The 21,007-nt window shown below is 46.9% G+C and carries 18 protein-coding genes; 11 read left to right on the top strand and 7 right to left on the bottom strand.

Features of this window, described 5'->3' with window-relative positions:
• Positions 1-538 precede the first annotated feature (538 nt).
• The 6 genes from AYW75_RS01465 (at position 539) to yghU (ending at position 8,025) form a co-directional block, all read left to right on the top strand.
• On the top strand, positions 539-1,036 hold the full coding sequence (locus AYW75_RS01465; protein ID WP_067094349.1) for a formate dehydrogenase subunit gamma: 498 nt from the start codon (positions 539-541) through the stop codon (positions 1,034-1,036).
• Positions 1,036-2,610, top strand: a complete 1,575-nt coding sequence (locus AYW75_RS01460; protein WP_067094346.1) for a formate dehydrogenase beta subunit — start codon at positions 1,036-1,038, stop codon at positions 2,608-2,610. The genes AYW75_RS01465 and AYW75_RS01460 overlap by 1 nt, the downstream gene beginning before the upstream one ends.
• A 2-nt stretch (positions 2,611-2,612) precedes the next feature.
• Positions 2,613-5,486, top strand: coding sequence for a formate dehydrogenase subunit alpha (gene fdhF, locus AYW75_RS01455; RefSeq protein ID WP_067094342.1), 2,874 nt, complete (start codon positions 2,613-2,615; stop codon positions 5,484-5,486).
• Positions 5,487-5,506: 20 nt separating this feature from the next.
• Positions 5,507-5,746, top strand: coding sequence for a formate dehydrogenase subunit delta (locus tag AYW75_RS01450; RefSeq protein WP_067094339.1), 240 nt, complete (start codon positions 5,507-5,509; stop codon positions 5,744-5,746).
• A 305-nt stretch (positions 5,747-6,051) separates the two neighbouring features.
• Positions 6,052-7,050 (top strand): branched-chain amino acid aminotransferase, encoded by a 999-nt coding sequence (locus AYW75_RS01445; RefSeq protein ID WP_067094336.1) that lies wholly within the window; start codon positions 6,052-6,054, stop codon positions 7,048-7,050.
• A 138-nt stretch (positions 7,051-7,188) separates the two neighbouring features.
• Positions 7,189-8,025: a glutathione-dependent disulfide-bond oxidoreductase gene (gene yghU, locus AYW75_RS01440; protein WP_067094333.1), complete on the top strand. Its 837-nt coding sequence runs from the start codon at positions 7,189-7,191 to the stop codon at positions 8,023-8,025.
• 37 nt (positions 8,026-8,062) lie between these two features.
• Here yghU and AYW75_RS01435 read toward each other — a convergent pair whose 3' ends face one another.
• Positions 8,063-8,572 carry a YgjP-like metallopeptidase domain-containing protein gene (locus tag AYW75_RS01435; protein WP_067094330.1) on the bottom strand — a complete coding sequence of 170 codons (510 nt, stop codon included), beginning with the start codon at positions 8,570-8,572 and terminating at the stop codon, positions 8,063-8,065.
• Positions 8,573-8,793: 221 nt separating this feature from the next.
• On the opposite strand from AYW75_RS01435, the gene AYW75_RS01430 reads away from it, so the two are divergent.
• The gene (locus tag AYW75_RS01430) at positions 8,794-9,534 is read left to right on the top strand and encodes a DUF481 domain-containing protein (protein WP_067094327.1); all 741 of its coding nucleotides are present in this window, start codon (positions 8,794-8,796) and stop codon (positions 9,532-9,534) included.
• 33 nt (positions 9,535-9,567) lie between these two features.
• On the opposite strand, the gene AYW75_RS01425 is transcribed toward AYW75_RS01430, so the two are convergent.
• Entirely contained in the window at positions 9,568-10,434 is an 867-nt protein-coding gene (locus AYW75_RS01425; RefSeq protein ID WP_331709513.1) for an NAD(P)-dependent oxidoreductase, read from the bottom strand.
• Between the two features lie 118 nt (positions 10,435-10,552).
• A complete protein-coding gene (locus AYW75_RS01420; protein ID WP_231886124.1) occupies positions 10,553-12,529 on the bottom strand; it encodes a methyl-accepting chemotaxis protein in 1,977 nt (658 codons plus the stop codon).
• Between the two features lie 324 nt (positions 12,530-12,853).
• Here AYW75_RS01420 and AYW75_RS01415 point away from each other — a divergent pair, with 324 nt between their 5' ends.
• On the top strand, positions 12,854-14,017 hold the full coding sequence (locus AYW75_RS01415) for an aldose 1-epimerase family protein (RefSeq protein WP_067094319.1): 1,164 nt from the start codon (positions 12,854-12,856) through the stop codon (positions 14,015-14,017).
• A 63-nt stretch (positions 14,018-14,080) separates the two neighbouring features.
• On the opposite strand, the gene AYW75_RS01410 is transcribed toward AYW75_RS01415, so the two are convergent.
• The 3 genes from AYW75_RS01410 to AYW75_RS01400 form a co-directional block, all read right to left on the bottom strand.
• Positions 14,081-15,154: a hypothetical protein gene (locus tag AYW75_RS01410; protein ID WP_067094316.1), complete on the bottom strand. Its 1,074-nt coding sequence runs from the start codon at positions 15,152-15,154 to the stop codon at positions 14,081-14,083.
• A gap of 87 nt (positions 15,155-15,241) precedes the next feature.
• Positions 15,242-15,706 carry a hypothetical protein gene (locus AYW75_RS01405; protein ID WP_067094313.1) on the bottom strand — a complete coding sequence of 155 codons (465 nt, stop codon included), beginning with the start codon at positions 15,704-15,706 and terminating at the stop codon, positions 15,242-15,244.
• Between the two features lie 154 nt (positions 15,707-15,860).
• Positions 15,861-16,664: an AraC family transcriptional regulator gene (locus AYW75_RS01400; protein WP_067094310.1), complete on the bottom strand. Its 804-nt coding sequence runs from the start codon at positions 16,662-16,664 to the stop codon at positions 15,861-15,863.
• 160 nt (positions 16,665-16,824) lie between these two features.
• Here AYW75_RS01400 and lhpI point away from each other — a divergent pair, with 160 nt between their 5' ends.
• Together lhpI and AYW75_RS01390 are read left to right on the top strand one after the other, a co-directional pair.
• Positions 16,825-17,775, top strand: coding sequence for a bifunctional Delta(1)-pyrroline-2-carboxylate/Delta(1)-piperideine-2-carboxylate reductase (lhpI, locus tag AYW75_RS01395; protein ID WP_067094307.1), 951 nt, complete (start codon positions 16,825-16,827; stop codon positions 17,773-17,775).
• Between the two features lie 41 nt (positions 17,776-17,816).
• On the top strand, positions 17,817-19,115 hold the full coding sequence (locus tag AYW75_RS01390) for an NAD(P)/FAD-dependent oxidoreductase (RefSeq protein WP_067094304.1): 1,299 nt from the start codon (positions 17,817-17,819) through the stop codon (positions 19,113-19,115).
• A 39-nt stretch (positions 19,116-19,154) separates the two neighbouring features.
• On the opposite strand, the gene AYW75_RS01385 is transcribed toward AYW75_RS01390, so the two are convergent.
• Positions 19,155-19,808, bottom strand: a complete 654-nt coding sequence (locus AYW75_RS01385; RefSeq protein WP_067094301.1) for a glutathione S-transferase family protein — start codon at positions 19,806-19,808, stop codon at positions 19,155-19,157.
• 124 nt (positions 19,809-19,932) lie between these two features.
• Between AYW75_RS01385 and AYW75_RS01380 the strand changes: the two genes are divergently transcribed.
• Positions 19,933-20,778 (top strand): LysR family transcriptional regulator, encoded by an 846-nt coding sequence (locus tag AYW75_RS01380; RefSeq protein ID WP_067094298.1) that lies wholly within the window; start codon positions 19,933-19,935, stop codon positions 20,776-20,778.
• Positions 20,779-21,007: the final 229 nt, after the last annotated feature.

Raw genomic sequence — 21,007 nt, 5'->3', positions numbered from 1 at the left:
CGTATTTTGTTCTAATTTGTCCCACAATAGTGCCATTCATGACATTTATGTGGACTATCGCCCAATATTGGGGTGTAGGCAATTAGAAACCAGCTCCCCTGACGAATCTTGCACGCAAGCGTCAGGACAGGTCGTGATTACGACGATTTTTATATTTTTGTAACTTTTGTGTTTGTAGTTGTGAATTTATTTGTTAAACCAAAATTGGCATGCCAATTTTACACAAGTCATGACCTAAGACAACACTTTGTGCAAAAATCAAGCACCTTTTCATGAAGCAGTATTTTTGAAAATTAAATACGCCCAAGCACTTGAATGTGTCGTAATAAGATAAATAAGCAGAATCGACCTGTGCTAATGTGCGCATCAGCTTTAAACTCTTGACAGCGGTATAAGTAGCAGTTGACTGGTGAAGGTTCTGCAAGAGAACCTTAACTGAACTACACTGCTGTTAAACGCATTAACCGCTACAATAATAAGTAACATTTCCACCAGATTACGAACTCAATTTTGTAGCTGGGCGACAGGAGGAAATACAATGACTACATCTAAAGCAGTTGCATGGGAGCCAGTAACTGCCCAGGCCATCATTGATGAGCTCAAATCCAAGCCAGGAGCTCTATTACCGATTCTACACGCTATTCAGGACCGTTTTTCTTATGTTCCTGAAGAGGCTGTTTCCTTGATCGCTCAGGCGTTGAAGTTAACTCGTGCAGAAGTTCATGGTGTGATCAGCTTCTACCACCATTTTCGTACACATCAGCCAGGACGCCACGTTGTTGAGATTTGCCGTGCAGAGGCTTGCCAAGCGCAAGGTTCTCGTGCGCTAGAATCTCATGTTAAAGCGACCCTAGGTGTGGACTACCACCAAACCACGGCCGACCGTAACATTACCCTAGAGCCAGTTTACTGCTTAGGTAACTGTTCTTGTGGCCCATCTATTCGTGTGGGTGACGACATTCATGCTGACGTCGACGCAACACGCTTCGATGAATTAGTTGAAGGCCTTAAAACCGATCGAGTGGAGATTCTTTAATGACATTTCGCATTCACGTTCCTTCTGACACGACCGCCAAAGCTCGCGGTGCGGATCGCATTGCGCGTCTGATTGAGATCGTTGCTGAAGAACATAAAGTCGACGTCGAAGTACGTCGCAATGGTACCCGTGGCCTTTACTGGATCGAACCACTTGTAGAAGTGGATACCGAAGCAGGTCGTTACGGTTTCGGACCGGTCAAAGAAGGCGACATTGAGTCTTTGTTTGCAGCGGAATTCTGGAAAGGCGACGTAGAGCACGCTCTAGCATTAGGTTTAGTTGAAGAAATTCCTTACCTAAAACGTCAAGAGCGTTTCACGTTTGCACGCCTAGGCATCACTAACCCAGTGTCGCTTGAAGATTACCAAGCCAACGACGGTTTTAAAGGTCTAGAAAACGCCATTAAACTTTCTTCTCAACAAATCGTTGATGCCGTCAAAGAATCTGGCCTTCGTGGTCGTGGCGGTGCAGCGTTCCCGACTGGCATCAAATGGCAGACGGTTCTGGATGTTGAATCTCCAAAGAATCAAAAATACATCGTATGTAACGCCGACGAAGGTGACTCAGGCACATTTGCAGACCGTTTGGTAATGGAATGTGACCCATACATGCTGATTGAAGGCATGACCATTGCAGGTCTTGCTGTTGGCGCAACACAAGGCTACATCTACTGTCGCTCTGAATACCCGCTTTCAATTGAAAACTTGAACCTGGCGATCAAAACGGCATACGAAAACAACTTGCTAGGTGCCGATATTCTATGCAGCGGCAACCACTTCGACCTAGAAGTGCGTATGGGTGCTGGTGCTTACATCTGTGGTGAAGAAACGTCACTACTAGAAAGTTTAGAAGGCAAACGCGGCCTAGTGCGTGCGAAGCCACCATTGCCAGCGATTGTCGGCCTATTCGGTCAACCCACCGTGGTTAACAACGTACTGTCTTTAGCGGCTGTGCCATTCATTATGGACAAAGGCGCGAAAGCCTATGCCGATGTCGGCGTTGGCCGTTCTCGCGGTACGCTGCCATTCCAAGTAGCGGGTAACGTTAAGTTCGGCGGCTTGGTGGAATTGGCATTTGGTCCTACACTGAACGAACTGATGTTCGAATTCGGTGGTGGCACACGCAATGGTCGTCCATTACGTGCGGTGCAAGTAGGTGGCCCTTTGGGGGCATACCTGCACGAAGGCCAGTGGGATACACCACTAGGCTATGAAGAATTTAGCCAGAAAGATGCGGTTCTTGGTCACGGCGGCGTTGTCATGTTTGACGACACGGTTGATATGAGTGAACAGGCACGCTTCTCTATGGAGTTCTGTGTTGCTGAGTCTTGCGGTAAATGTACCCCATGCCGTATCGGTTCTACACGTGGTGTCGAAGTGATCGACCGTATTCGCGAAGGTAAGAACGTCGACGCAAACATGGAGTTGTTGTCTGACCTATGTGAGACGATGTTAGACGGTTCTCTTTGTGCCATGGGCGGTATGACGCCATTCCCAGTACAGAGTGCCATGAAACACTTTACTGAGGACTTCGTTAAGAACGCAGTTTCAGCGACCCAAGCGAAGGAGGTCTAATTATGTTGCAACATTTTGACCCTAACAAAGACTACGGTACACCAGCTTCTCTCAGCGAGAAGATGGTAACACTGGAAATCGATGGCGTGGAAATCACCGTACCAGAAGGTACGTCTGTGATGCGTGCAGCCGCACTTCACGACATTAATATCCCTAAATTGTGTGCCAGCGATAATCTAGAAGCTTTCGGTTCTTGCCGCATTTGTGCGGTTCAGATTGAAGGTCGCCGTGGCACACCTGCTTCATGTACAACACCTGTTGATGCTGGCATGAAAGTCACGACTCAAAACGACAAGCTTGCGAAGCTTCGTCGTAACATCATGGAACTGTACATTTCCGATCACCCGCTAGATTGTCTGACTTGTCCAGCAAACGGTGACTGTGAACTACAGGACATGGCGGGGGCAGTAGGTCTACGTGAAGTGCGTTACGGCTTTGACGGCAATAACCACCTAGATGCACCAAAAGACCAGTCAAACCCTTATTTCACCTTCGATGCGAGTAAGTGTATCGTTTGTTCACGCTGTGTACGCGCCTGTGAAGAAGTACAAGGTACGTTTGCACTGACGATCGACGGACGCGGCTTCGACTCTAAAGTCGCTGCGGGCCAAGACGAAGATTTCCTTGATTCGGAATGTGTGTCGTGTGGTGCTTGTGTGCAAGCTTGTCCGACCGCAACACTGATGGAAAACTCTGTCATTGACATGGGCACACCAGAACACAGCGTCACAACAACATGTGCTTACTGTGGTGTAGGTTGTTCTTTCAAAGCAGAAATGAAAGGCGATCAGTTAGTACGTATGGTGCCAGCGAAAGAAGGCGACGCCAACCACGGTCACTCATGTGTTAAAGGACGTTTCGCATTCGGTTACGCAACGCATAAAGACCGCATTAAAGCGCCAATGATTCGTGATTCCATCGACCAGCCTTGGAAAGAAGTAAGCTGGGAAGAAGCAATTGGTTTTGCGGCAAAACGTCTAAAAGAAATTCAAGCACAATACGGCCGTGAAAGTATCGGTGGTATTACGTCTTCTCGTTGTACTAACGAAGAAACGTACTTGGTCCAAAAACTGATTCGTGCGGCCTTCGGTAACAACAATACCGATACTTGTGCACGCGTATGTCACAGCCCGACCGGCTACGGTCTTAAACAAACTCTGGGTGAATCTGCGGGTACGCAAACATTCGACTCGGTTATGTTCTCGGATTGTATTCTTGTTATCGGTGCTAACCCAACAGACGCTCACCCAGTATTCGGCTCGCTAATGCGTCGCCGTCTTCGTGAAGGTGCGAGCTTGATCGTAGCTGATCCACGTGAAATCGACCTTTTGAGCACACCTCACTTAGGCAATTCAACGCACTTGCCTCTACGTCCGGGTACGAATGTTGCTATGGTGAATGCTCTTGCACACGTGGTAGTGACGGAAGGTTATGAAGATAAAGACTTCATTGCATCTCGTTGTGAAGGCGATGCCTACGCGAAATGGCGTGAGTTCATCATCGAAGAGCGTCACGCACCTGAAAACGTAGAAGAGATCACTGGCGTTAAAGCAGAGAAAGTACGTGAAGCTGCTCGCAAGTTCGCAACGGCGAAAAACGCGTCAATCTACTACGGTCTAGGTGTAACAGAACACAGCCAAGGCTCAACGACTGTAATGGGCATTGCTAACCTTGCACTTGCGACAGGCAACATGGGTCGTGAAGGCGTGGGCGTAAACCCATTACGTGGTCAGAACAACGTACAAGGTTCTTGTGACATGGGTTCTTTCCCACACGAGTTACCAGGTTACCAGCACGTTTCTGACGCTGTTGCCCGTGCTCGCTTTGAAAAAGTATGGGGCGTACAACTAGACGATGAACCAGGTCTGCGTATTCCTAATATGTTCGATGCAGCCTTGTCTGGAGAATTCCGCGCCATGTACGTTCAAGGCGAAGACATCGCTCAGTCTGATCCGAACACACAGCACGTTGAAGCTGCTCTATCTGCATTGGATTGCTTGATCGTACAAGACATTTTCTTAAACGAAACAGCGAAGTTTGCTCACGTATTACTACCAGGGTCTACTTTCCTAGAGAAGAACGGTACCTTCACTAACGCAGAACGTCGTATCAACCGCGTTCGCAAAGTGATGCCACCGGTTGCAGGCAAAGAAGATTGGGAAGTAACGGTTGAGCTTTCAAATGCTCTTGGCTACCCAATGAACTACGCTCACCCATCTGAGATCATGGATGAGATTGCGCAATTGACGCCAAGCTTCGCCAACGTTAGCTACGATATGCTAGAAAAACACGGCAGTTTACAGTGGCCATGTAACGATGAATTCCCGATGGGATCACCGATCATGCACACTGAAAGCTTCCCTATCGGTGACGAAGGTAAAGCACTGTTCGCTGTAACGGAGTTTGTACCAACAACAGAGCGTGCCAACGGCCGCTTCCCATTGTTGCTAACAACCGGCCGTATTTTGAGCCAATACAACGTAGGTGCTCAAACACGTCGTACAGACAACCAAGCGTGGCATGATGAAGATATTCTAGACATTCATCCCCACGATGCTGAAGAACGCGGCATTAAGACAGGCGATTGGTTGGGCATTACCAGCCGCGCAGGTCAAACAGTTCTTCGTGCGCGTGTTGCTGAGCGTATGCAGCCAGGTGTGGTATACACAACATTCCATCACCCAGGCAGTGGCGCAAACGTGATCACAACCAATAACTCAGACTGGGCAACTAACTGTCCTGAGTATAAGGTGACCGCAGTGCAAGTTGAGAAAGTATCTCAGCCATCTGAATGGCAGAAGAACTTCCAAGACAACCACGAGCGTCAAAATGAGTTTTTGCGTGGCGCAGCGTCTTCCGCTGATGCTGTTAAATAAGTAGGTATTGAGAGAGCACTATGTTTCATACTGAAGAAGAAAGCATCGTAACGATGATCAATCACATTGCCCAAAACAATGTGAGCGCTGGATCGGAATCAGAAGTAGCGGATATCGTGGAAAACCACATCACTAAATTCTGGTCACGTCGCATGAAGAAGATCCTAGCGGCGCAACTTGCAAGCGGCACAGCAGAATTTGAACCAGCAGCTAAACTTGCGGCTGAACAATTATCTGCCAAAGTGAACGTAAGCGCTTAAGCTATCTACATTGCTAAACTCTAAAAAAAGCCTCTTCTTTGAAGAGGCTTTTTTATAACGGCATGTTTGCTAACAGAAGGGATTATTAATACGCCAGCCCTTTATCAATCGGCTGTGCACATAATAACAACCACTTAAACATTGATAATTAAGGGCAAGAGTACTTTATTCCAACAATCTCACTTTCTTACAACGCTAAACTGTTTTACTATTTTAAGATTAAGTCTTGGACATTTAATCTCATCGCCTGACCAAACTTAATCGCACATATCCTTTATCGTATTATCATTCAATAGGAACCCATAATGGCGGCTTTTGGTAGCGTGTTTATGCCGAAAATGGCATTAGCAACATTCGAAAATAATCAATGGTCTGACGCTCAGATCGTTTCATCTGACAGCATCTCTCTGCACCCAGGTGCGCACGTTTTGCACTACTCAAGCACTTGTTTTGAAGGCTTGAAAGCATTCCGTCATGAAGACGGCAGCGTGCACGTCTTTCGAATGGACCAAAACGTCAATCGCTTCGCGCAAAGCAGCCAATTGTTGTCGTTGCCGGAAATCGACAAAGAACAAGTCTCTCAAATGATTAAAGACGTTGTGGCTGAATACGCTGCAGATGTTCCTTTACCTCCTGGCTCAATGTACATTCGTCCGACACACATCGGTACAGAAGCAGCGGTTGGTAAAGCGGCAGCGCCCTCTGAAACGTCGATGGTTTACATCTTGCTTTCACCAGTAGGTGACTATTTTGCCGGCGGTGCTAAAGCTCTGCGTCTGCTGCTTGATGAGACCGGTCAACGCTGTGCGCCACACATGGGCATGATCAAAAGTGGTGGTAACTACGCCAGTGCTCTTGCACCAACGCTGGAAGCGAAAGCGAAGTACCAAGCCGATCAGATTCTTTTCTGCCCAAATGGCTACATCACTGAAACGGGCGCAGCCAACTTCTTAATCGTAGATGGCAACGAAATCATCACCAAGGCATTGGACTCAAGCTTCCTACACGGCGTTACGCGCTCTAGTATCCTTACCATTGCTGAAGATCTAGGCATGACGGTTTCTGAGCGTGAAGTCTCAGTTGAGGAACTTCTTGAGCGTGCCGCTAAGCCTGGCGTAGAAGCCATGCTTTCTGGTACCGCTGCGGTATTAACGTCTGTTGGCACCTTTATCCATAATGATAAAGAGTACAAAGTCGGTTCTGGAGATACAGGCCCTATTGCTCAGAAGCTGCGCCAAGCACTGAACGACATTCAGTGGGGTAAAGCACCTGACAAGCATAATTGGTTGACTAAAATCGCCTAAGCAACGTTTCGTTAACGAGTCAAAGCCAGCATTTAATGCTGGCTTTTTTGTTTGCACACAGTCTCCTTACTCCTACCCTTGAGGTTCTCACTGGATCGCCCTATAACTTTACTAAGACAAATTAATGAGGAGTAGATCATGAGTTCGGAGAACGAATATACACCACCTAACGTTTGGAAGTACGATGAAAGCGAAGCTGGAAAGTGGGCTAAGACCAATCGCCCCTACTCAGGTCCTACTCACGAGAAAAAGTTGACCCGAGGCAATCATCCCTTTCAACTGTATTCCTTAGCAACTCCAAATGGCCAAAAAGCCACCATTATGTTTGAAGAGTTGTTAGAACTGGGCATAACGGATGCCGAATACGATGCGTATACAATCGATATTGGTGAAGGTACACAGTTCTCATCTGGCTTTGTTGAGATAAACCCTAACTCAAAAATTCCAGCCTTGATCGACACGACCACAGATCCTCAAGTCCGTGTTTTTGAGTCAGGTTCAATTCTGCAATATCTAGCCGACAAATTTGATACGTTAATTCCTAGTGATATCAAAGCCAAAACAGAATGCCGAAATTGGCTCATGTGGCAAATGGGAGCGGCTCCATTTCTAGGTGGTGGCTTTGGCCATTTTTACGCCTACGCGCCTGAAAAACTCGAATATCCAATTAATCGCTATGCTATGGAAACCAAGCGTCAACTTGATCTACTCAATAAACATCTTGTTGAGAACAAGTTTATCGCAGGGGACGAATACTCTATTGCTGACATAGCCATTTGGCCTTGGTATGGCAATTTAGTACTTGGCAAGCTATACGATGCAGCAGAATTCTTGCAAGTGGATGACTACCCTTATGTTAAACGCTGGGCTGAGATGATTGCAGAACGTCCTGCTGTTAAGCGAGGGATCAGGGTAAATAATACATGGGCTGATGATGGTTTGACTGAACGTCACAGCTCAGCCGACTTTGACTAGGCTCTATTGATAAAGGACTGAAGTGCTGCTTCAGTCCTCACTTCCATAATTCACCAAACTTTTCTTTATGGCAAAGATAGATGCGTAGCTCAAACTCTAGCTGGTGATAGTTCGGTTCCATATGACGGCACAGCTTGTAAAAAGCTTTATTGTGTTCTTTTTCACGAAGATGGGCTAACTCGTGTACCAAAATCATTCTCAACATAGCTTCTGGAACACGCCGAAACATCGAAGCAACGCGAATCTCATGCTTTGCTTTGAGCTTATTACCCTGCACCCGCGATACAAAGCTATGAAGCCCTAACGCATTGTTAATCACGTGAATCTTATCATCATAGACAACCTTGCTTATGGGTGCGGAGCTTCGCATAAATTCTTGTTTGATGTCTTGCGCATACTCATAGAGCTGTTTTTCTCCCGCCAACTGATGAGGGTTTGGGTACTTACTCTTCAGCCATACCCCAGTTTTCTCCGCTAACAACATCGCCTCTACTTGCTGTTGCAAGCTCGATTCATAGCCATTTAAATAACGCTTAACATCCGACACAAGTCGTCTCTACTCTCTGCTGTTTATTAGTGGAGCAGTTTAACGAACCACTCGATAAAAAAGGAATTAAAAACTTTGCTGCAAGATCAACTTAAGCAATTTTCAAGAAATTAGGGAAAGTATGGTCAAACAATGCAACCTGCTCTCATTCACTCTTGTCAGATAAATGACTATGTTACGTTTGGTGGCATAAGCCGTTCAAGATTAAAAGGACACGAAACATGAACAGAGCTCTGCTAATCCCTTTGTTTGCTACCAGCTTGGCTTCTCCCACTGCCTTTGCCGATACCGACAGTAACGCTGACAACTGGTCAGGCTCGGCTGAGCTTGGCTTTGTTTCCACATCCGGAAACAGTGACACCAACAACATTAATGGCCGTTTAGATCTGACTCAAGAATCTATTCAATGGCGCACTAACTACAGTTTAAGCTCGCTTTATAGCAGTTCGGACAGTGATACAACGGCTGAAAAATATTCTGGCTCGGTACAGAGCAACTACAAATTTAACACGGAAGAGTTTTGGTATGTCCGTGGTACCTACGAGAATGATCGCTTTTCGGGATACCGAAGCAAAAGCACAGGCTCTACAGGTTACGGTAATCGCTTCTGGCAAGCCTCTGACGGCTCTTACTTGGAAGCCTCTGCTGGAGTAGGTTATCGCGACTTTGCGATTGATCGAGATAGTGCCAGTGGAGAATCTGACCGTGGAACGTTTGTTCGCTTAGCTGGCACTTATGAAAAACACTTCACCAAAACCTCCCTCTTCCGCCAAGAATTGACCAGTGAAATCAGCACTAGTGGAGGCAATACTGTGAATGAGTCTGTTTCCTCATTACAGGCAAACTTGATCGATAATCTAGCCATGAAGCTAGCGTATCGAGTGAAATACACATCAGATGTGCCAGCGAATACGGAAACTACGGATACTGAAACCACGGCATCGGTGCTGTACTCGTTCTAACGTCTCGTTTACATGTTCAAACAAAGCCTTGGGTTATTTCCCCAAGGCTTTAATCAACACAGAGGTGTCCTGGCGTCCACGACCGTCTTCGATTAACCCCTGATAATCCGAATCAATGACTTGGGTATACGGTAAGATTAGTCCCATGCGCTGCGCTTGAGCCAAAGCAATGCCCAAATCTTTGTGCATCCATTCAATAGCAAAGCCAAAATCGAATTCATCCTTAGCCATGGTCGCACCTCGGTTTTCTAACTGCCACGAGCCGGCCGCGCCATGCTTAAGTGTTTCCACCAAGGTTTCAATGTCTAACCCTGCTTGCTGAGCAAAGCGGATACCTTCTGACAGTCCACTTAAAACACCACCCACCAATATCTGATTCACCATTTTAGTCAGCTGACCTGCACCTACTTCCCCCATGCGAGTATAAGCTTTAGCAAAGCACTCCAATACTGGCTGAGCCTCATCAATGTCCGATTGAGAGCCACCTATCATAACCGTTAGGACACCATTTTCCGCACCGGCTTGTCCTCCTGAGACTGGCGCATCTAAGAAGCGACAGGTTTTGGCTTCAGCCGCTTCAGCAAGTTCTTTTGCGACTTCGGCTGAAGCCGTCGTATGATCGATAAACAAGGTCCCTGGACGTGCTGAGGCCAACGCCCCCTGCTCGCCTAAATACAATTGGCGCAGATCGTCATCGTTACCCACACACGTTAGAACAATATCCGAGGCGTTTGCAGCGCTTTCTGGCGTCAACGCCATCGCCCCAGAGTATGTCTCCAACCAATTTTGAGCTTTGCTGGATGTACGGTTATAAACAGTGACTTCATGCCCAGCGCGACTGACATGACCTGCCATTGGATAGCCCATTGTTCCTAGCCCTAAGAAACTTACCTTCATCATGTCGCTCCTTTATTATTCAATCTCTGTTTAGCTTACGCCAATTCAAAGGGCTTTTTCGAGCAAAAAAAACCTGCTTTAAATTGCAGGCTTTTGGGAATAATCACTGGACTTTTTCGTTTTAGCGTAGCTCGTTCAAACGCTTAGCGATTGCGTCAATTTCTTCACTCATGTGGCTCAAATGACTTGAATCATCTGCATTGCTGCTGGTTAAAGCCTGCAAGCGCGAAACAAATTGGGTTAGGTCATTCGAGACTTTTTGCTGCTCATTGGCCGCAACCGATATCTGTGTTGCTTGATCGGTGATCAAAGAGAATGAACTCACGACTTCCTGCAAATGGCTGGCGGTAGATTCTGCACTGGTTACTGCTTTCTCCGTTTCAGAAAGGCCCTGCGACATCGAGCTAACTGAGTCTTTCGAGGCATCTTGCAAGCGGTTTAGCACACGCTCAATCTCTACTGCAGAGCTTTCACTCTTAGCGGCTAGATTTCGAACTTCATCCGCCACGACCGCAAAACCTCGACCCGTCTCACCAGCACGAGCCGCCTCAATGGCCGCATTTAACGCCAACAAATTGGTTTGCTCCGCAATATCCCGAATAACACTTAACATGCTGTGAGCTTTGCGACTGTCTTCGTCCAACTGTAAGATTTTCTGCTGAGCACCGTCCATGGTTTTTGACAATACCCGCATAGTGTTAATCACACCTGACATCTCATCGCCGCTGGTACGAACCTCCACATGAATTCGCTCGACTGTCGTTTTGGTTTCATTGGAATACATCGCAACGTCTGAGGACGTTGCGCCAAATTGCTCCGTAGCCGCTGCCAAAGTATGGTTCTCGTCACTAAGGCTATTAGCCTTACTCAAAAATTCATTACTGAAATTTTTCAGTCGTCCTGCATCACTCACCAACTTATTTGATTCAGCGTGGATACTCGCAAGTAAGGCCTTCAGTTTATCGCCATACGCATTCACCGATTTCCGTAATGCGCCGATTTCATCGCCATGCAGAATCTGAAGCTCTTGTGAGGTGTTACCGGACACCAAACCGTTAATCTGCTCCGTCGTCTGCTCGATACGAGCCAATAAACTACGGAAGAACATAAGCGTGATACCACTCACTACGATCAGCAAACCGCCTAATGCGATCATTAGAAACCAGCTCATACTGTCAGCGACTTCGGTCATAACGCCTTTAGGAACGACCAAACCAATTGTCCAACCAGTTTTTGGTTCTTTAATAATATCAACGAAAGCCGACTGCCCCAAAATTTCATCTCGAGACAACTCCATCATAGTTTCAGAGTTATTGCGTGCTGCATTTAAAGCCGGTGCCAACCAAGGTAGTTGGCTTGCCAGTTCTTTCGCGGTCACCATTGAGTCATCGGCGTTAACGATTTTTGCAGCTGATTTAGGGAAACTCAGCATCTGGCCTTGAGCATCCAAAGCAAAAACATACCCTTCGCTCTGGGAACCATATTCTTCTAGTACCTGCGTGATACCACCCAGCATCATGTCAACCGTTGCGACACCAGTAAACTTGCTTTGCTCTTTAATCGGAATGGTACACGTTACCATTGGCACTTTAGACACTGGATCGGTATAGGCTTCAGACCAACTACATCGATTAATCGCCGCATTGCGCCCAACGGTATACCAACCCTCATTATGATACCCCGAACCCGCCGGATCATTATAGTCTTCCAGTAATTCGATTCCTGAACCCGAACGCGCCCAAAAAAAACTACGCCGCTCGACGCCTTGTGTAAACGCATTAGGCTCCGGCCAGATACCACCACCCGCAATACTGTCATCGCCATGATTATCAATCAGAGGGGGGAATACCTGTTTATAAAGCGCTGTGTCTTTTGGTAACTGTGCTGCGGCTAACGCAAGTGAACTGGTCATCAACTGTACTTCGTCTAATTTAGCACCGAGTAACGCGACCACTCCACGCTGGTTAACTTGGATTTGAGCTTGTCGCTCTGCAATAAGATCCGTTTTAACTTTTCCTTCAACCACCAAATAAATCATAGCTATCGCTAATACAAAAATAGCGGCTAATCCTAATACCACTTTCTGGCGAATCATCATGGTTGACTTCATAGGCGTCTGAATACTCTTAATGTTTCAAAAGGAATGTCGGTAAGGCTCACACTTAACAACAGTAAGACTCAATTAAGTCATAGCACAGTTTGCACAAAATGAGACATAAATAAGACAGGAAATTAAAAGGCGTGCAAACGAACACAGAGCGTCCGCTGCACGCCAGCACACCGCAGAACCAGGCAAGCTGGCATCTACAGCATTCTTTGAGACAAGTCTCAGATCACACTTTAAGCGTAGACCATTGGTTTCACTTTTACAGCACCGTAGCAACTCGATATAGTGACGTCACCACCTATAAAGGGAGTTGTTATGTCTCAGTCCTCTGAGTTTCGTTTTACGTTTCTAAGTCACGATCACAACATTGAACTGAGTTCAGCCCACTTAACAGCCGAAGATATGGGGCTTCCTAGCGACATTGCCATTGAATGTAAGCTACAAACACTACGTGGCGGCAAGCAGCAAGGCTCTAAGCTCATCACCTTAACTGTGGGTGACAAAGTGCTAAGAGTGATACCAACGCGTGCTATGGCCATCTTAGATGCGTCTCGGAGTGAACTGCGATATGGCTGGGACTCTCCCGTTACTGAAGTGGTACACCCAAGTTTTATCAATCAAGAAGCGTCTGGCGGACTTGGATGGCTCGATGGCTTTAATGAAATGCTTGTTCGTTGCGGTTATCAGTGGGCAGGCCACCCTGGCGAAGACAACGGCGACATGCTGACACTTCATGGACGCATCCAAAACACACCTGCCGATGAAGTCGTCCTGACCGTAGAGCAGTACCCACCCTATCGAGTTACATTATCGGGACGCGTCGACGAAAAACGCTTTAAGTTTACTAACTTTGAAGTGCTAACTGAGCTTTCTCTTACACCTGACGAACCCTACATCCACATTCAAGATACACTTACCAACCTCTCGAATTACGATAATACCTATCAGGCGATTTACCATAATAATTTTGGTGCACCATTGCTTGAAGAAGGCGCAACGTTACATGTTGCGGCCACGCAGATTTCGCCTTTCAACGTTTATGCGGTCAATGGTGTACATGAGTGGGATAAACTGTCAGCACCGACCAAAAATTTCGACGAGATGGTATTCAATGTATTGCCCATCGCTGATGAAGAAGGTATGAGTCATGCTCTGATGAAAAACGCGGCGGGAGACGCTGCCATTGAAGTCAGCTGGGCACAAGACACACTCCCCGTTTTGACCTTATGGAAAAATACCGACACCATCGAGCAAGGTTATGTTGTCGGTATAGAACCCGGTACATCCTTTGCTTATAACCGCAAGCATCAGTGGAATTTAGGGCTCGTACCAACGATTAAAGGAAAAGCCAGTAAGGTCTTCAAAATACGCTTTGGCTTACTCACTGATAGCGAATCAATTAATGCCAGCGTTACCAAAATTAACACCTTGCAGCTTACGCCCATGTTAGTAAGTAATAACCCTCTGGTTGACCTTTAAACTGTAAAAACCACAGAGTAGATAATATATCTCTGTGGTTTTTATCTGATCAACTCAAGCCCATCAAACCACTAAATCCACATGCTGTAGACTGTCTACCGAGCCATCATCCCGCACATATAAACCAGTTTCACGAACAATTCCGGTTTGCTCACCTTGATCATCAAACAAACTAAACGGTGAACTGGTACGTTCCAATACAAAGGCACTGATGCCAACATCTTTTAAGGAAAGCAGTGACTCATTACCTGATTCGTCCCGCTGCACCAGCACCAACTCTTGCCAGACATCATCAAGACTGTCGATCAAACCATCTTGATTATCGTCATACTTGGCTAAGTCTGCAAAGCCGCTACCTGAGCGAGGACCAAACAATTCGTTACCGTCGTCAATGGAGCCATTGCCATTTTTATCCACCGCAAGAAAAGCAGAGTCGCCGGTCGCGAACGCTATCTGCTCTTCTTCGCCGTCGCCATCAATATCAAACGACGTGCGCTGATTGGTCAACTGCGCTACGTTACCGTTTAAATTCACCACCAACGGATCGACAGTGCGACTTGATAAGGTGATTTGGCCGTAATATTCCTCCACCTTCGAACGAGACATGTCCAATCGAAAATCAACGTCCAATTTACGCCCATCGTTCAGTTCAAGCTTGCCCTGGATCGCCACAGAGCTGGATTCCGTTTCTGTCACATAGCGATACTCTTGAATAGCTTCAATAACTTGACGGCGTCCACCTGCTCCCTCATCGCTTTGACGTGCACTTTCTGACGGTTGCGCGACGGATTGCTGCGCCTCTGAGCTCTCTTGAAAATCACGCTCATCAAACAAGCTGATCTCAACGCCAAACATACGCTCCAATAATGTCAGCATTTTTGAAAACCGCTGTTCAATAATGCTGATACTTTGTGCGGCTTCATCTTCGACCTCTAGTTCTTGTTGTACCTGTGAACTAAAGGCAACCTCTTGTTGCTGGGTAATGCGTTCAGAGAATTGTGCCTGTGCAAATACTGCGGGGCGTTGAGCATTTGCATTGGTATCCGGCTCCTGCTCGATTCGAGTTCGCCGTTGACCACTAAACGTTGAAGTTTGATGCGCGTAGCGCGATTGAAAGGATAACTGACTCTCTGCCATGTGACGGCCTCCCTGAGTGTTTAAGCTAAGGGTATCGGCCGTCAAACATGTTTATTTAATAATCAATTCGAATAAGAAAGGTCTGATCTAGTGCTCGTCATCATCAATATGATCTTCCGGATCTTGCGGTACAAAGTGCAAAAACAAACCGAGTGCTATCAGCAAAAATGCCGCACTAATGACAATGGCAACAGGGTAATATAGATTACCTGCCATATCAGCTTGGCTGTACTTAATCACCATGATCAAGCCTTCTAAAGACAGCGCCACACAAACCGTCGTAATAAATCGAGGTAATGTACGCCGCATCATGACGATTACATCGTGTTCATTTTTATTGCCGTACTCTTTATTAATAACCATGGCTAACTCAAATACTGCAATTGCGATAATGTTAGAGTTAATGACTTTGATTAAGATCTGCGTCATGTCCTCTCCATCCATGAATTGAGTGAACCCAGTCATAAGGCTGCTACCACAGACTAAAATGGCGAGCAGGAAGAACAAAGAGGCTAAGAATTTCGCAAAAAACTTCTGAATATGTGACACCATTAAATACTTCCTTGAGTAAACGTCTTTACACTCTACGGGCTCGCCTCAAGACAATCCAGTAGTGCCTTTGAAATATCTTTACCCTTTCACAAAGTCAGTAATGCATAGTCCATCCTTACAATCCAGTGACGAGTAAGCACAGCCAATCTAATGGTTAACGCATACGCCGAAACTGGGCAGGGGATTGCCCCATTGTCTTACGATAAGCCCGTGAAAAAGCCGATGGACAAGAGAAGCCAAAGCGATCGGATAACACCGAAATCGGAATATTAGTCGTTTGCAGTAAACGCTGAGCCTCATTCAATTTACGTTGCAATACGAATTTCTGGGGGCTCATACCAAGTAAAGTCTGGCATACGGTGTAGAAGTGACTTTCACTCATATTAAAATACTGAGCTAACCATGCATTACTAAAATTTTGCTCTGGTGACAGGTCAATCAAACGTTGGAGTTCCGCAATATCTAAACGCGAATGGCTTATTTTATGCCAAAGCACATCTTGCTCAATCACTGCGTCGGCTATCTGCATCAGCAACATAGGCAACATTTGCGTCGTCAGCCTTTGTTTTGCCACTTCAGAAAGACCCAGTAACTGTGTTGCTGCAAACTCAACGCACGGCATAGCAGTGGCGGGCAGTTGAGCAAAGCGAGACGACTGCTGAAAAAGTTCGGAAACAGACATCCCTGTGCTTTCTTCAATGTAGCGCATGACCGGATCACTCGGCAGTAGGTCTATGACCAATATCTCGCAGTCTGACGAATGGCCTTGGTACAAGTGGGGAAGCGCTTCTGGCGCCATGGCAAAGCGACCACGAGACAAATCAAGAGCGGCGGAGCTGAGTTCACACGTCATGATGCCCTGCCAGCCAATCAAGACCTGAGAATAGTCATGTATATGCTCACCTTGCTGCGTTGCAATCCTATTTCGTCGCAAGCTACTTTGCTTATTCTCTAGCATATGGCCTAGCTACCCTTCATTCTAACCGTCTCTGTATAGCAACTCTCAGTTGCTATGGATAGTCTTGGTCAACAATACCAGAGTTTTGGTTAACTCTTACAACTGGCAAGGTCTAGGATAAAGCGTAGACCATCTCCTCTCCCTGCAATAAGGATTCATAATGTACCTATCGGCCGAAACCCTTACCCAGCGCCTTACTTGGCCAGCCATGATTGATGCTTTGCGTACTATCTTTACCACCGATGTTCACTCTCCAGTACGCCACCATCACTTTATGGATGTTCCAGATGAGCCTCAAGCCACTCTACTACTGATGCCCGCATGGATTGAAGGTCAGTATTTAGGCGTTAAGCAAGTCAGCGTGTTTCCGGGTAACAATGCAAAAGGTTTACCAGGGCTCACCAGTTTATATACGTTAAGCAGTGGTACAACTGGTGAAACTTTAGCGCAAATGGATGGCAATATTATCACTGCACGACGCACCGCAGCGGCGTCAGCCTTGGCATCATCTTACCTCTCACGCTCGGACACTCGCTCCATGCTAATGGTTGGGGCTGGACGCATGGGACATTTCTTAGTGCCTGCTCATATGAGTGTGCGTGCTATTGAAACCGTATGGATCTGGGATCGCAATGAAGACATGGCGCAGGCGTTTGCCAAAGAGCTTGTCGCACAAGGCATTGATGCGCATGCTTGCGTACAAGCCGACTTGCCTCGCATTGCAGGCGAAGTAGACCTAATCAGCTGTGCTACGATGGCAAAAGAACCGGTTATTCAAGGGCGCTGGTTGCGCCCAGGTACGCACGTAGACCTCGTTGGCAGCTTTACGCCTACTATGCGCGAAGTAGACAATCAGGCAATGCAAGCAGCAAATGTCTTTGTTGATACACGTGCCGGCGCTTTAGCCGAGACAGGGGATCTAATCATTCCTATCAAAGAAGGCGCTTTCTCAGAAGACGATATTTGTGCGGAACTGACAGAGCTTTGCGGTGCTGAACATAAAGGCCGTGCGCAATTAGCGGATCCAGATAAGGCGATTACCTTGTTCAAATCTGTTGGCGACTCACGTGAAGATTTGGCTGCTGCTATATTAGCTTATAACGCTTCTTAATTAATTGACTGACTTAATCGACGTACCATCAGGAGAGCTCCATGAACCACACATTATTGGATTCCAGCATTATTCCTTCAAACACGACCGGTAAACCCAGTTTTGCGGTCGTGGGGGCTGGCGTTGTAGGATTGTGTGTCGCATTGGAAGCACTTCGCCAAGGCTATGCCGTCACCTTACTCGACAGCAATGAGCCTGGGACTGCAGCCTCTTATGGCAATGCAGGCTATCTCGCGACAGAGTTAATCGACCCATTAGCAACGCCTGAATCGGTTCGAAGTGCCCCTAAACTATGCCTCGATCCTGATGGTCCTGTCTGTGTACCGTGGAAATATCTACGCAATTCGATTCCTTGGTATGCAAAATTTCTTGCTGCGTCGAATACTGCCAATGCGCAACGAGGCACACAAGCACTCTCTGCACTGAACCAACTTTCTGTCTCAGCGTGGCAACGACTTCTTACGGATATCGATGCCACCGATCAGATCATCAAAGTAGGCAATTTAGTCGTATGGGAAAACCCTGAAAAAAAGGCGGACGCTCACGCTTTAATTGAGCGGATGGCCACTTTTGGCCTCACCTGCGAATATGTCGAAGGCCAACGCCTTGCGGATTTAGAGCCAGAGCTATCACAGCAATTAAGTCATGCGGTGTTCTTCCCAGATGCTTATCGCTTGAGTGATCCCTATGCCGTTTGCCAAACACTTTATAACGCCTTCATCGAACGAGGCGGCCAGTTTTTCCAGCAAAAAGTGATGGGACTCGAGGCTCATCATAAGGCCATTCAGGTCTATCTGGAAGATCAAAAAGCCTATCCGTTTGATCAGGTTACGGTATGCGCAGGCGCTTGGAGTACAGAACTGCTAAAACAAGTAGGTATAACCGTGCCGCTGGAAGCCGAGCGAGGTTACCAATTAACTTTCCCAGAGAAAGATCAACAACATCTAAACCACATGGTCTTATCTGCTGATCGCCGCTTTGTTATGTCGCCGTTAGACTCTGGTTTACGTGTGGTTGGCATGAGTGAAATCGGAGGTACATCTCTGGCTCCAATTAAGAAGCGCTATGCCGTGCTCAATAAGCACACCAAAGCACTTCTACCCGAGGCGTATAGCAAAGGCAAAGAGGCGCCCACAGAATGGATGGGGCACCGCCCGACCTTACCTGACTCGCTGCCTGTGATTGACCAACACCCTACATTTTCACGTTTAAGTTTTGCTTTTGGGCATCAGCACCTTGGTATCACGCAAGCGGCTATCACCGCAGAGTTGTTGCTGCAAAAAATACAGAATGAGCCAACGCTGCTGTCATTAAATGCATTTAAAGTAGACCGTTTTTGAAGCTTAACATGAACAGGTTAAAGGCTGAGCGACTATCCGTTATAACGGCTCGCCGGCTTCGTCTTCTTCAACAATATCGGTTTCAGTCAGAGCATCTGCCAACCAAGCTTGCATAGCCGGGTGATTGAGCATGGTTTGCTGATACGCCTTAGCAGTCTCAGACAACTCGACGCCGTACGTCATAAAGCGAAATACCACTGGCGCAAAGAAGACATCAGCCATGCTAAATTCGCCGAATAAGTACTCGCCCTGCTCAGCATAACCTAGACGCTGCTCGCCCCAGATTGCGTCAATATTGGCGATGTCTTTTGCGATGGCATCATTGATATCCACTTGACGACGTACACGGCAATTCATTGGCATAGCACTGCGCAACGCCGTATAACCACAATGCATCTCGGCTACTGTCGAGCGCGCCACTGCACGAGCCGAGCGATCTTCAGGCCAGCCTTTGCCTGCTAAATAAGTTTCATTGACGTATTCTGCAATCGATAGTGAATCCCAAACATTGATATCGCCGTCGACCAACACCGGCACCTTTTTGACTGGTGAGTACATCGCTAGCTGCTGGTAAAAGCCCTCGGTGAATAAAGTGAGCTTTACTTCTTCAAACGGCACATCAAAGGCTTTAAGAGCCATCCAGCCACGCAATGACCAGGATGAATAGTTTTTGTTCGCAATAATAAGTTTCATGAGCCATTCCTTGTGAGTGAATAAACAATAGAATCAGTTTGCCCTCTTGCTATTCATTTGACTAACGAATAGTTTTGATACATCCCTTTCGATTTACGAATAGATCAATCACTGGAACTAATACATGGATATCGATGCACTACGCAGCTTTATTGCGTATGTTGACACTGGTAGCTTCACAAGAGCTGCAAAGCAAACGTTTCGTTCGCAAAGTGCGATCAGCATGCAGATGAAGAAGCTAGAAGATGACACTGGGCAACCGCTATTTACAAAAGACGGGCGGAATGTTGCTCTAACGGAGCGTGGACAAGAATTGGTAAGCTACGCTCGACGCATTTTATCGCTGCACGATGAAGCACTCAGCCACTTTAAACACACGGCCCATCATAGGCCCTTGGTATTAGGATGCCCTGACGATTACGCAGAGTCTATACTGCCAGTGGTGACGGAATTGATCCGTGAACAACTGCCTAATCAGGCCTTTAAAATCCTTTGTGACTGCAGTACACAATTACGTCTCATGTTAGACCAAGGCAAAATTGATCTTGCTATTTTGACCCGTGCTCCCGATGCCGAAGAGGGCTATCTGCTAAAACATGATCGAGGTGTATGGGTCTGCGGCGAGGCAGTCGATTTGATTCACCGCACGCCTTTGCCGCTAATACTCTACGAGCCAGACTGTAAGTTTCACAGCTCGGCCATTGATGGATTAGAAAAATTAGAACGACCCTATACACTCGTCGCCAGTTCATCCAGCGCCACCGCCATCAAAAGCCTACTCCGTCAAGGTATTGGAGTTAGCGCGATGGCCTTATCGAGCGTGCCTGAAGGGTTTCATGTCGTGAAAGAGCCCCATTGGCCAGCTTTGCCTGCGGTAGACATCGTTCTGTCCGTTGCCCCTGTTCCCCACCCCGCTTTTGGCGTTCACTTAGCAGCCAAGATCAGTCACCAGTTCCAGCTACGGACTTAGAGCTTTTATAGCCTTCCAGTCGGCCGTTTGAAGGTCTGCTTCATAAAGAGCCAGAACAGTTTTGCTTCATGCTCTGATTCTAATAGCACCAGAGAATCATTGTAGACCCAACCGTCAGATTTGATCCAAACCTTCAAATACGAGCCTCACACTAAATATTAGCAAGTATCGTTTTTAGGGTTACGGGCTATACTTTTTATTAGCTTTAATATGCTGCGGCTTTGTTAGG

The sequence above is a fragment of the Marinomonas atlantica genome (genome assembly GCF_001639725.1).
In the GTDB taxonomy this organism is placed as follows: domain Bacteria; phylum Pseudomonadota; class Gammaproteobacteria; order Pseudomonadales; family Marinomonadaceae; genus Marinomonas; species Marinomonas atlantica.
The sequence above is the reverse complement of the archived record's forward strand: the minus strand, read 5'-3'. Positions and strand labels throughout refer to the sequence as shown.

Bases quoted from the DNA above. Each gene is read 5' to 3' on its own strand.
- AYW75_RS01425 (WP_331709513.1), bottom strand. From the start codon at position 10,434: ATGATGAAGGTAAGTTTCTTAGGGCTAGGAACAATGGGCTATCCAATG.
- AYW75_RS01400 (WP_067094310.1), bottom strand. From the start codon at position 16,664: ATGCTAGAGAATAAGCAAAGTAGCTTGCGACGAAATAGGATTGCAACG.
- AYW75_RS01390 (WP_067094304.1), top strand. From the start codon at position 17,817: ATGAACCACACATTATTGGATTCCAGCATTATTCCTTCAAACACGACC.
- fdhF (WP_067094342.1), top strand. From the start codon at position 2,613: ATGTTGCAACATTTTGACCCTAACAAAGACTACGGTACACCAGCTTCT.
- lhpI (WP_067094307.1), top strand. From the start codon at position 16,825: ATGTACCTATCGGCCGAAACCCTTACCCAGCGCCTTACTTGGCCAGCC.
- AYW75_RS01445 (WP_067094336.1), top strand. From the start codon at position 6,052: ATGGCGGCTTTTGGTAGCGTGTTTATGCCGAAAATGGCATTAGCAACA.
- AYW75_RS01430 (WP_067094327.1), top strand. From the start codon at position 8,794: ATGAACAGAGCTCTGCTAATCCCTTTGTTTGCTACCAGCTTGGCTTCT.
- AYW75_RS01410 (WP_067094316.1), bottom strand. From the start codon at position 15,154: ATGGCAGAGAGTCAGTTATCCTTTCAATCGCGCTACGCGCATCAAACT.
- AYW75_RS01420 (WP_231886124.1), bottom strand. From the start codon at position 12,529: ATGATGATTCGCCAGAAAGTGGTATTAGGATTAGCCGCTATTTTTGTA.
- AYW75_RS01465 (WP_067094349.1), top strand. From the start codon at position 539: ATGACTACATCTAAAGCAGTTGCATGGGAGCCAGTAACTGCCCAGGCC.
- AYW75_RS01460 (WP_067094346.1), top strand. From the start codon at position 1,036: ATGACATTTCGCATTCACGTTCCTTCTGACACGACCGCCAAAGCTCGC.
- AYW75_RS01405 (WP_067094313.1), bottom strand. From the start codon at position 15,706: ATGGTGTCACATATTCAGAAGTTTTTTGCGAAATTCTTAGCCTCTTTG.
- yghU (WP_067094333.1), top strand. From the start codon at position 7,189: ATGAGTTCGGAGAACGAATATACACCACCTAACGTTTGGAAGTACGAT.
- AYW75_RS01380 (WP_067094298.1), top strand. From the start codon at position 19,933: ATGGATATCGATGCACTACGCAGCTTTATTGCGTATGTTGACACTGGT.
- AYW75_RS01415 (WP_067094319.1), top strand. From the start codon at position 12,854: ATGTCTCAGTCCTCTGAGTTTCGTTTTACGTTTCTAAGTCACGATCAC.
- AYW75_RS01450 (WP_067094339.1), top strand. From the start codon at position 5,507: ATGTTTCATACTGAAGAAGAAAGCATCGTAACGATGATCAATCACATT.
- AYW75_RS01385 (WP_067094301.1), bottom strand. From the start codon at position 19,808: ATGAAACTTATTATTGCGAACAAAAACTATTCATCCTGGTCATTGCGT.